The following is a 12421-nucleotide window of genomic DNA, read 5'->3' on the forward strand; positions in this document are numbered from 1 at the left end:
CCCGCCGTCGTGTCGAGCACCGCGGGGCGCGGGCGGTCCATCGGCAGGTCGGTGACCGCGGGCAGTCCCGCGAGGTGGGCACGCCAGTAGGCCATCGCAGCGGCGGCCGGCGATCCGGGATCGGCGACGTCCCCGACGACCTCGCGCTGCCACAGCGCGAAGTCGGCGTACTGCACCGGCAGTGGCAGCGGTGCGTCGATCCCCGCGCCGGTGCGTCGTAGGTAGGCATTGAGCAGATCCCCGACGAACACCGGCGAGGACTCACCGTCAAAAGCGATGTGATGCACCGTGATCACCACATCGGAATGTGCGGCACGATCCTCCGCGGCGCGGCCCCCACCGCGATCGGTTCGCACCCGCACCCGGATCGGCAGGCGGCTCGACACGTCGAACCCACGGACGGCACTCGCGGCGAGTTCGGCCTCGTCGTCGGTGACCGCGAAGTCGAGTTCTTCTGCCGCCGCGTCGGTCTCGAGTATCCGCTGGTATGGGCCGGCGCCATCGGACGGGTAGACGGTGCGCAGCACCTCGTGTCGCGCGAGGACGTCGAGGACGGCCAGCCGAAGGGCGTCGGTGTCGACCGCACCCTCCACTCGCAGGCCCATCGGGATGTTGTAGGCCGACGAGTCGGTGTCGAACTGGTTGATGAACCACATCCGCGACTGCGCGGTCGACAGCGGAAGCCGTTGCGGCCGTGGTCGTGCCGTGAGCTGTGCCCGGGTCCGGCCGCGGCCGGTCAGGGCGTTGGCGAGTCCGCGGACCGTCGGCGTGTCGAACAGATCGCGGACGGTGACATCGGCGTCGAGTGTCTGCGCCACCCGGGCGGCGACGCGGGTCGCTGCCAACGAGTTGCCCCCGAGGTCGAAGAACGACTCGGTCACGCTCACCCGATCGAGTCCCAGCACGTCGGCGTAGATCGCCGCGATCTCGGTCTCGGGTCCGGTCTCGGGCGCGACGATCTCACGGACCTCGATCTCCGGCCGGGGCAGCGCGCGACGGGCGACCTTGCCCGCACTGTTGCGGGGCATGACCGCCATCGGCACCCACAAGGTGGGTCGCATGTATTCCGGCAGTGCCCGCGTGACGGTCGCCCGGACGGCGTCGAGGTCGACGTCGTCGGGGCTCACATAACCGACGAGCTGTGCTCCCGCGGGAAAGTCGACGACGGCCGCGGCGGCGTGCACGACACCGGGGGCCGATGCGAGTACCGCCTCCACCTCGCCGAGTTCCATCCGCTGCCCGCGCAGTTTGACCTGAAAGTCGGTGCGGCCCAGGTACTCGATTTCGCCGGCGGAGTTCCAGCGCACCAGGTCGCCGGTGCGGTACAGGCGCGCGCCGGGCGGCCCGAACGGATCGGCGACGAAGCGCTCGGCGGTGAGCGCCGAGGCAGAGGCATACCCACGCGCGATCTGGATGCCGCCGAGGTAGAGCTCACCGGGCACGCCGACCGGTACGAGTTGCAGCCGCGCGTCGAGCACGAACGTGGTGGTGCTCGGCACCGGGACACCGATGGGCACGGTGGCCTCGCCGGGCAGGACGTGGTGGGCGGTGACGTCGACCGCCGCCTCGGTGGGGCCGTAGAGGTTGTGCAGCTCCAGCGCGGGCAATTCGGCGAGGACCGCCTGCGCGGTGGCCGCCGCGAGCGCTTCCCCGGAGGTGAACATCGCCCGCAGCGAACGCAATCCGGACAGCCGCGGGCCGAGCACGTCGACGAACGTGGCCAGCATCGACGGCACGAAGTGGATGACCGTAACGTTCTCGGTGGTGATCAGGTCGGCGATGTGGTCGGGGTCGCCGTGCCGATCCGGCTCGGCCAGCACGAGGGTCGCGCCGACGGTCGCGGGCAGGAACAACTCCCACACCGACACGTCGAAGGTGATCGGCGTCTTCTGCAGCACGACGTCGGAGTCCTTGAACCCGTACCACTCCCGCATCCACTCGAGCCGGTTGACGATCGCCGAGTGGGAGACCGTCACCCCCTTGGGGCGCCCGGTGGAACCGGAGGTGAACAGCGTGTAGGCGGCATCGTCGGGCCGGATCGGTGCGCGCCGTTCGGCGTCGGCGATCGGCGGGGTCGCCGGGTCGATCGGCACCCACGTGTCGACGCCGATCACCCGGATCGGTTCGGGCAGGTCGGCGATCACCGCGGGAGCCGCGCCGTCGACGACGAGGACGATCCGGGCGTCGGCGGTGTCGAGCATGTATCGCACCCGGTCGAGCGGTGCGTCGACGTCGAGGGGGACGTAGTGGCCGCCGGCCTCGACGATCGCGTGGATCGCGACGAGCATCTCCACCGAGCGTGGCATCGCCACGCCCACCGCCACATCGGGGCCGACGCCCGCGGCGATCAGCCATCGGGCGAGATCGTTGACGCGCGCCGCGAACTCCGCGTAGGTGACCCGTCGGTCACCGCACACCACGGCCACGCCGGGCGACGCGGCACTCATCCGGACGACCTCGGTCACGCGTTGTCTCCCTCTCTGTGCCCCGTGTCCCCATGCCGGTTGTCCCCGTGCAGGCCGCCCCCGTGCCACTGTGTACTCGCGTCGTCGGTGCGGGGTCGCGCCCTGTCCGACATCAGTGTCGACAGGGTGCTCGCGGGATGGCGCCCCGGGGTGCCCGACGACCACTGCACCAGCGTGTCACGTTCGGTCGGGGCGACGATCGGGGCGGCACCGACCACAGCGTCGGGCGTCTCGGTCACCGCGTCGAGCACGGCGACGAAACGCGCCACCAACGTGGCGATACCGGCCTCGTCGAAGAGGTCGGTGGCGTACACCACCGACGACCGCCATGGTCCGTGAGCGCTCGCGCCGATGCTGATCGACAGGTCGAGCTGCGCACCGACCACCGGCGGGGTCATCGGCGTGATGACGATGCCGGAGTCGTCGGCGACGGCGTCGGTCGGTGTCGGCTGCGCCAGGGTCAGCAGCACCTGCGCCAGCGGTGAGAATGCTTGTGAGCGCACCGGATCGACGGCGTCGACGATGGTCTCGAACGGGATGTCGGCGTGCGCGAACGCTTCGAGGTCGACTCCCCGGACATCGTCGAGCAACTCCGCGAATCCCGTCGCGGGATCGACGACGGTCCGCAGGACGAGCGTGTTGACGAACATGCCGATCAGTCCGTCGAGTTCGGCCTGGCCACGGCCGGCGATAGGGGTGGCGATCGCGATGTCATCGGTCGCCGAGAGCCGTGCGAGAAGCACCGCGAGTGCCGCGTGGATCACCATGAACGGGGTGACGCCACGGTCGCGCGCCAGACCCGACACACGGTCGGCGATCGGGCCGGGGATCTCGAACTCGAAGAGCGCACCGGCCTGCGAGGCGACCGCGGGCCGCGGATTCTTCGCGGGCAGGTCGAGAACGTCGGGGAGCCCGCGCAACTGCTCTCGCCAGTAGGTGAGCTGACGTCCGACGACGGTCTGCGGGTCATCGGCGGAGCCGAGTTCGCGGTGTTGCCACAGTGCGTAGTCGGCGAATTGCACCGGCAGTGGCGCGAATTCGGGGTTCTCGCCGGCCACCCGGGCTCGATAGGCGGTGATCATGTCCGCGATCAAGGGCCGCATCGATTCGCCGTCGCCGACGATGTGGTGGATGACCGCGAGCAGGACCCAGTCGTCGTCGCCGGCGTGCCACAGCCGGACCCGGAACGGCGGTCGCGCAGTGACGTCGAAGCCGGTGGCCGCGGCCTCGTACATCTGTGTCTCGTCGGCGACCACCGCCCAGTCGAGGCGGGCGAGAACGTCGTCGGGGCCGTGTACCCACTGCACCGGTTCGCCGTCGATCGTCGGGAATGTGGTTCGCAGGATCTCGTGGCGCGCAACGACATCGCGCACCGCAAGCGCCAGTGCATCGGGATCCAGGGGCCCGCTGATGCGCAACCCGACCGGAATGTTGTAGGCGACCGAGTCCGGCTGCAGGCGGTTCAAGAACCACACGCGGCTCTGTGCGAAGGACAGCGGGACGGGCTCGGGTCGCGGGACGACGGCCCGGACCGGCGCGAGTGCACCGGCGCGGCCCGCGGCCACCCGGGCCAGTGCCCGCGGGGTCGATGCCTCGAATACGTCGCGCACACCGAGGTCGGCGTCGAGCGCATCACCGACGCGTGCTGCGAGTCGGGTGGCGGTGAGCGAATTGCCGCCCAGGGCAAAGAAATCCGCGGTGACCGACACGGTGTTCACGCCGAGGATCTCGGCGAAGCACGCCACCACTGCGGCCTCGGCGGCCGATGCGGGGCCGACGTGCTCACCGGCGTCGAGCACGGGGTCGGGAAGTGCACGTTTGTCAACCTTGCCCGCAGGCGTGAGCGGCAGGTGGTCGAGGACGGTGACAGCCGCGGGCACCATGTGCGCGGGCAGTCGCCGGCCGAGGAACTCAGTGAGGTCGGCCGGTGTCACCGATTCGGCTGCGGTGCCGCCGTCACCCGAGGTCACGACGTAGGCGGCGAGTGCGGTCGCGACCGATCCGCCGACCCCGATCACGACGGCGGCGTCGATCGCGGGATGCGCCGTCAGTGCCGTCTCGATCTCGCCGAGTTCGATGCGCAGGCCACGCAACTTGATCTGGTCGTCACTGCGTCCGACGTACTCGATCACCAGCCGTCCGGTGTCGGACGAGCCGGTGTCGAACGAGCCGGTGCCGGAGGGTCCGGACCTGGCAGCTACCCACCGGACGACGTCGCCGGTGCGATACATCCGCTCGCCCGGCGCGTACGGGTCGGCGACGAACCGTTCGGCGGTCAGCCCGGGGCGCCGCAGATAGCCACGGGCGAGCGGGGTTCCGGTCACGTACAGCTCGCCGGGCACACCGATCGGGACCGGGTGCAGACGGTCGTCGAGTACCAGGAGTCCGGCGCCGGCGATGGGTCCGCCGATGTGGACCGGCGCAGCGGGATCGAGTGCGGCGCTGATCGCCACCGCCACCGATGCCTCGGTCGGCCCGTACGCGTTGTGGAAGGCCACCCGGCCCGACCAGCCCGCCACGAGCGCCTGCGAGACCGCCTCGCCACCGGCGATCAGGACGCGCAGATCCGGCAGGTCGGCGTCGGGATCGACGGTCGCGAGGACCGCCGGGGTCAGGAACACGTGCGAAAGCTGTTGAGCGCGAAGGAACTCAGTCAGCTGCGCGCCGCCGAGCACGTCGTCGGGTCGATAGACCAGAGTCGCACCCGCGACCGACGCGAGCAGCCATTCCAGCACGGAGGCGTCGAAACTGGCCGACGCGAAGCCCAGCACACGGTCGCCCGCGGTGACGCCCAAACGCTCGACCTCGGCGACGGCGAAGTTGTGCGCGCCGCGGTAGGTGACCGAGACACCCTTGGGCACGCCGGTCGAGCCGGAGGTGTAGATGACGTAGGCGACGGCGTCGAGGTTGTCCGCACCACCGGGAGCGTCGAGGCCCGTATCCGGTTCGCCGGTCCCTGGTTCGACAGTCCCGTGTTCGTGCGAGCCTGCGACGAGGTCGTCGACGGTCAGCCAGTTGAGTCCGCCGGGTGCGGGTAGTTCCTCGCCGGGAGAGCAGATGCCCACGCGCACAACCGAATCGGTGATCATGTGCGCGATGCGGTCGGCCGGGTATCCGGGGTCGATGGACAAGTAGGCGGCACCGAGTCGGGTGATCGCCCACAGTGTCGCCAGACGGTCGACGCGGCGCCCGAGCGCCACAGCGACGATCGTGTCGGTCCCGATGCCCCGAGCGCGCAGTCCGCGGGCGATCGCGGCCGAGCGGGTGTCGAGGTCACGGTAGGTCAGCGATCGGCCGTCGGCGTCGGTCACCGCGGGGGTGTCCGGGCGCGCGGCGGCGACCTCGGCGAAGACCTCACGCAGATGCCGTGGCGCGGCGGCCGGGCCGCCGCTGACCGGGGTCAGTGACCGGCGGGTCTCGACGGGTACCAATTGCAGGTCTCCGCAGGCGATGTCGGGCGCACTCGCGATCGTTGCGAGGATCGTGCGCACCGCGGCGGCGAATCGTTCGATCTGCGCGGCGCCGAAGACGGCGGGCAGGTACTTGAGCGTGATCGCCACACCCTCGGCCGAGGGTGTCGCCGACAGGTTGAGCGGATAGTGCGTCGAGTCGCCGGCGTCGATGCCGAGGATCTGCAGACCACCGGTCAGGGCGGCGTCGGCGGCCGACAGCGACTCGCTTGCCACCGGGAACGACTCGTACACGGTCAGCGTGTCGAACAGCACCGGCAGCCCGGTGGTCGCGGTGATCTCCGGTAGCCCGAGATGCTGGTGATCGAGCACGGCGATCTTGTCCTGCTGCAGGCGCCGCAGCACCTCGGCCGCCGCCGAACCGGGATCGACATCGACGACGACGGGCAGCGTGTTGATGAACAGCCCCACCATCGATTCGACGCCGTCGAGATCGGCGGGCCGACCGGACACGGTTTCACCGAATCCGACGACCCGGTTGCCGGTGAGCCGCGAGAGCAGCACCGACCACGCGAACTGCAGCACCGTGCTCACGGTGACCCCGAGGTCGCGGGCGAGTGTGTCGAGCGCGGTGGACAATTCGGCGCCGAGATGTTCGGTGTGATCGCGCGGCGGGGTGGAGATGTCGTCGTCGTTCTGCGGCGCCACCAGTGTCGGTTCGGTAAGCGGGGCGAGCACTCGGCGCCACGTGTCCAGACCTGTCGAGTCGTCGCGCGCGGCGAGCCGGCGGACGTGCGTACCGAAGTCGGCCGCCACTGCGCCGCTGGTCGGTTCGGCATCCGAATCCCGCTGCGCGAGCGCGGAGGTGAACGTGCCGCGCCCGGCGTAGAGCGCGAGGAGGTCGGCCAGGACGAGCGGCCCCGACCAGCCGTCGAGCAGGATGTGGTGGTTGGTGACGATCAGCGATGCCGCCTCGCCGTGGCGGATCAGCACGAACCGGATCAACGGTGGGGCGTCGAGGGCAAACGGCGCGAGCTTCTCGGCCGCGGCGATCTCGGAGACGGAGTCGGCCACCTCGTGCGACCCTCCGCCCAGATCGATTTCACGCCACGGGATATCGACGGCCTCGGGAACGACTGCGACGACCGCACCGGCATCGGTGCGGACATATCCGCTGCGCAGCACCCGATGGTGCGCGAGCAGTGCGGCCGCCGCCGCGTGCAACCGCTCCGCGTCGATCTCGCCGCCGAGCTCGAGAACCGCCTGTGTCACATAGACATCGACGCCGTCGCCCCCGGTGGCCATCTCCGACTGGAAGTACAGGCCCTGTTGCAGTGGCGTGAGCGGCCACACGTCGGCGCCGGGGAAACGCACGGCGAGCGTGTCGAGTTCGTCCTGGCTGATGGTGGTGCCGGGAATGTCGGACGGGCTCGCTCCGATCGGTGCACCGCCGGCCACGACCCCGGCGAGCGCCCGGAGTTCGGCGCTGAAACGCGCTCCGAGATCGGCGACGTCGGCGGCGGTGAAGAGCGCCGACGGGTAGGTCAGCGAGGTGACCAGTTCCCGTCCGCGCGTACCGGTCCGGGTGGCCACGGTGACACTGAGTGCGTTGAGCGCCACCATCGCACCGGTCGCCGACGCGGCGAATCCGGGTGCGTCCCCGGCGGGGGTGAACGGGATCTCCTGTGGCGCTTCGGCGTCGGCGCCACCGGTGCCGCCGGCTGCGCGGCCGGCGCCGAAGAAGTTGAATCCGATACTCGGCAGCGGGCGGGTGGTGAGCTCACTGCGGGGATCGGGGTTCGCGTACCGCAGCAGCCCGAAGCCGATGCCTGCGTCGGGGATCGACAGGCGTTCTTCCTTGGCCGCCTTGACCGCGTGGATCGCGTCGACCGACGGGTCGAGGCGCACGGGCGCGATCGTCGTGAACCATCCGACGGTGCGTGACAGGTCGCTGTCGTAGGGGTGCGGTCCCGAGGCGACGATGTCCTCGTTGCGTCCGTGACCCTCCACGAGCACCGACACCGGACCTCGGTCGTCGATGCCGCGTGCGTGCTGCCATCCGCGCACGGCGCGGGCGAGCGCACCGAGCAGGATGTCGCCCGCGCCCCCACCGAAGGCGTGCGGTACGGAGGTCAGGACGGCCTCCGAGGTCGACGGGTCGAGGATCTCGGTGACCGACACCTCGGTGGCGAACCGGTCGCGGCCGGCCACGACCTCGGCGCCGAGGTCGGTGGCGCGGGCCGGCAGCCGATCGAGCCAGTAGCCCTCCTCCGACATGCGGCGTTCGGCTTGGGCGGCAACCGCATCCGCCCAAGTACGTGCCGAGGTGACCTCCGGTCGCAGGGCGAGCCCGGTGTCGCCGGACTGGGCCTGTCCCCAGGCAGTGACGAGATCTTCCAGCAGGATCGGCCACGACACCGCATCGACGCCGAGATGATGGATCACCAGGACGAGGCGGCCCGCTCCGGCCGGGTCGACGACGAGTTCGGCGGCGACGAGTGCACCGGTGGTTGGGTCGAGGCGTGCTGATGCGTCGGCGAACGCGGTGTGCAGATCGGCGGCGAATCCGTCGGTGCCCACCGCAGAGCCGGATCGCCGGGCGCCGACCGCGGCTGCGATGTCGACGTCCACCCCGGCGGTGAGCGTCCAGCCGTCGTCGGTGGGCACCAGTGAGGCCGCGAGCATCGGGTGGGTATCCACCACCCGCGCGAGCAGAGCCGCGACCGACGACGCGGTGGCGTCGGCGGGCAGGTACAGCACCCGCGACTGCGAGAAGTCACGGAAATCCGAAGGCTGCGTGGAATGTTCGATCATCCACGACACCACTGCCGGAGGTGCGACTGCGCCGCGCGCACCGGTATCGGGCAGCATCGGCAGCGTGGTCGCGGTGTCGAGCGCGGCCCGCGCCATCGCGCGCACGGTGCGGTGCTCGAAGATGTCGCGCGGCGAGAGCGACAGGCCCGTCGCGCGGACCGCCGATGCGAGCCGGATCGACATGATCGAGTCGCCGCCGAGGGTGAAGAACGAGTCGGTGACCGACACCCGCGGCAGTCCGAGGAGACCGGCGACGATCGCGGCGAGGGTTTCCTCGACCGCATTCGCCGGAGCCACGTACTGTGCTGTCGCGAAGTCGAAATCGGGTGCGGGCAGGGCTTTGCGGTCAAGTTTGCCTGCGCTGCCCAGCACGACGTCGTCGAGCGGCATCCACACCGTGGGTCGCATGTACTCGGGCAGTGCGGCAGCCACGGCGGCGCGAGCGGCATCGAGATCCACCGTCGACGGAGACACGTATGCCACCAGATGTGCGCCGCCGGTGTCGGATTCGGCGACGGTGGCCGCGGTGTGGACCACCCCGGGCACCGTCGCGATGATCGATTCGATCTCGCCGAGTTCGATGCGCTGGCCACGCAGCTTCACCTGGAAGTCGGTGCGGCCCAGGTATTCGATCTCCCCGGAGGTGTTCCAGCGCACCAGGTCTCCGGTGCGGTACACGCGGGCGCCGGGCGCCCCGAAGGGGTCGGCGACGAAGCGTTCGGCGGTCAGCGCGGGAGCTCCGGCATAGCCGCGGGCGACCTGGGTGCCGCCGAGATACAGCTCGCCGGGCACGCCGACGGGTACCGGGCGCAGCCGGGCGTCGAGCACGAGTGTGGTGGTGTTCCACACCGGCACCCCGATGGGCACGATCCGATCGGCATGGGTGACATCGGCGTAGGCCACCTCGACCGCCGCCTCCGTCGGGCCGAACAGGTTGACGATAGCGACGTCGGGCAGCAGCTGATGGGCTCGCACGGTCACCGCGGGCGGCAGTGCCTCACCGGAGGCGAACAGCCAGCGCAACGAGGTCAGCTCCGAGATCTGTTCGGGCGGCACCACATCGAGGAACACCGCGAGCATGGACGGCACGAAGTGCACCGAGGTGGCGCGCGTCGCAGCGATCAGGTCGGCGATGTAGAGGGGATCGGCGTGACCGCCGGCGTCGGCGATCACCATCTGCGCGCCGGCGATGACCGGTCCGAACAGCTCCGGTACCGAGACGTCGAAGGTGTACGGGGTCTTCTGGATGATGCGGTCGCCGGTGGTCCACGGATATTCCGCCAGGCCCCAGCGCAGCCGGTTGAGCACCGACGCGTGGGAGACGGTGACGCCCTTGGGACGTCCGGTGGAGCCAGAGGTGAACAGCGTGTAGAGCGCATCGTCGCCACGGATCGGGCGGACGCGCTCGGCATCGGTGAACGGTGCGGTCGATTCGTCGACCGCGACGGTGGTGTCCACCACCATCGACGTGACGACATCGGCGAGGGCGTCGAGATCGGCAGCGACCGGACGCGGGCCGGTGAGCAACACACGGACACCGGCGGTGTCGACCATGTGGCGCAGGCGTTCGGCCGGCGCGGCGGTGTCGATCGGGACGTACTGGCCGCCGGCGGCGACGACGGCGTGGATCGCGACAACCATCTCGATCGAACGATCGATGCACACACCGACCGCCACCTCGGGTCCCACGTCCGCTGCGCGCAGGGTCCGCGCCAGCGACGCCACCCGCGCGCCGAACTCGCCGAAGGTCACCGTTCGGTCGCGCAGCGACAGCGCCACATCGTCGGGCGCGGCACTCACGCGCGCGGCGATCGCATCGGCGACCGAGCCGGCCGGGATGCGCACCGACGCACCGGTCGCCCGCTGCAGCAGCGCGTCGGTCTCGGCGGCGGGCAGGATCGGTGCGTCGGCGACGGCGATGGCAGGGTCGGCGGTCAGCGAGTCCAGCAGCGCGACAAAGGCGTCGAGCATTGCGTCGATGCGCGCATCGTCGAAGAGGTCGCGGGCGAAGACGGCCTCGATCGGCCAGTCGGCGCCGTGATCGGCCACCGAGACACTCACGGTCAGATCGAGTTTGGCCGGCGGATCGGCCGGGCTGACCGGGGTGATGGTCAGGTCGGCGATGCCGGTCGCGGTCGGCGCGGCCGCGAACTCGGGCAGCGTCGACTGATCGAGTGTCAGCATGACCTGCGCGAGCGGCGCGAAGGCTTCCGAACGGACGGGGCTGACCGCGTCGACGATCATCTCGAATGGCACGTCGGCATGGGCGAACGCCTCGAGGTCGGATTCGCGGACCTGATCGAGCAGCTCGACGAAAGCCATGTCGGGTGTCACCCGCGCCCGGAGCACCAGCGTGTTGACGAACATGCCGACGAGCGGGTCGAGGGCACGCCGGCCGCGGCCGGCGATCGGTGTGGCGACGGTGATGTCGTCACCGGCCGACAACCGCGACAACAACACCGAGAGTGCGGCGTGGACCACCATGAACGGGGTGAGTCCACGCTCGGCGGCGATCGCCCGGATTCGGTCCCCGACCGCCGCGGGCACTGCACCGGTGACACGTCCGCCACGCTGGGTGGCCGCCATGGGCCGGGGGCGATCGGCGGGCAGGTCGATGACGTCGGGGACGTCGGCCAGGGCGTCGGTCCAGTAGGCGAGCTGACGGGCGACCACCGACGACGGATCGTTGCGGTCGCCGAGTTCGCGATGCTGCCACAGGGCGTAATCGGCGAACTGCACCTCCAGCGGCTCGAAATCCGGTGCGCCACCGCCACTGCGGGCCAAATATGCCGTCATGAGGTCGCCGACCAGCGGCTGCATCGACTCGCCGTCGGCGGCGATGTGATGCACGACGAGCGCCACAATGTGCTCGTCGTCGCCGATGCGCAGTACCCGGCCACGGATCGGGAGTTCGGCCGCGACGTCGAAGCCGGTGGTGACCGCGGCCTCGATGTCGTCGGCGGAATCGACCACCGCCCAGTCCACTTCGTCGTCGATCGCGGCAACGGGGTGGATGAGCGCCGAGGCACTCTCGCCGTCGGCGACGAAGGTGGTGCGCAGCACCTCGTGGCGGGTGACCACATCGGCCAGCGCCGCACGCAATGCCGCGACGTCGAGCCGGCCGGTCACCCGGAACACGGCCGGGATGTTGTAGGTGGGCAGCGACGGATCGAACTGGTTGATGAACCACATCCGCTGCTGTGCGAACGAGAGCGGGATGCGTTCGGGGCGTGGGACGGTCGCGGTCACCGGCGGCAGACCCGACGCCCGGCCGGCCACCGCGGCGGCAAGGGTGCGCACCGTCGGTGTGTCGAACAGATCGCGGATCGAGGTCTCGACCCCCAGTGCTTCACCGACCCGGGCGACCAGCCTGGCCGCCGACAACGAATTCCCGCCGAGGTCGAAGAACGACTCGACGACGCTGATCTCGTCGATCCCGAGGATCTCGGCGAAGACGTCGGCGACAGCACGCTCCGCCGCGGATGCCGGTGCGACGATCTCGACCGCCTCGATCACCGGCTCCGGTAGCGCGGCCTTGTCCAGTTTGCCGACCGGCGTCAGCGGGAGTGCCTCGAGGAAGGTGATTGTTGCAGGCACCATGTGCGCCGGGAGTGACTGCGCGACATGTGTTTTCAGATCGGCGACGCTCGCGGACCCGGGGTCGGCGACGACGTAGCCGGCCAGTGCGGTGGCCACCGAACCGCCGACGCCGACGACGACCGCCGAATGCAC

2 protein-coding genes (1 of these 2 cut by a window edge) are annotated in these 12421 nt (G+C 70.4%); both read right to left on the bottom strand.

Going from position 1 to position 12421, the window contains the following annotated elements; all coding sequences use genetic code 11:
* A partial coding sequence (locus tag B1964_RS17555) for a non-ribosomal peptide synthetase (protein WP_139765779.1) occupies positions 1 to 2465 on the bottom strand: 2465 nt, incomplete at its 3' end.
* Positions 2462 to 12421, bottom strand: part of the annotated coding region (locus B1964_RS17560; RefSeq protein WP_079930665.1) for a non-ribosomal peptide synthetase (this coding region is incomplete at its 5' end). 19834 nt of the annotated region lie beyond the right edge of the window; 9960 of its 29794 annotated nt are in view. The genes B1964_RS17560 and B1964_RS17555, both read right to left, overlap by 4 nt.

Origin of the sequence: Gordonia sp. i37, from assembly GCF_002043085.1 — a bacterium.
Taxonomy (GTDB): domain Bacteria; phylum Actinomycetota; class Actinomycetes; order Mycobacteriales; family Mycobacteriaceae; genus Gordonia; species Gordonia polyisoprenivorans.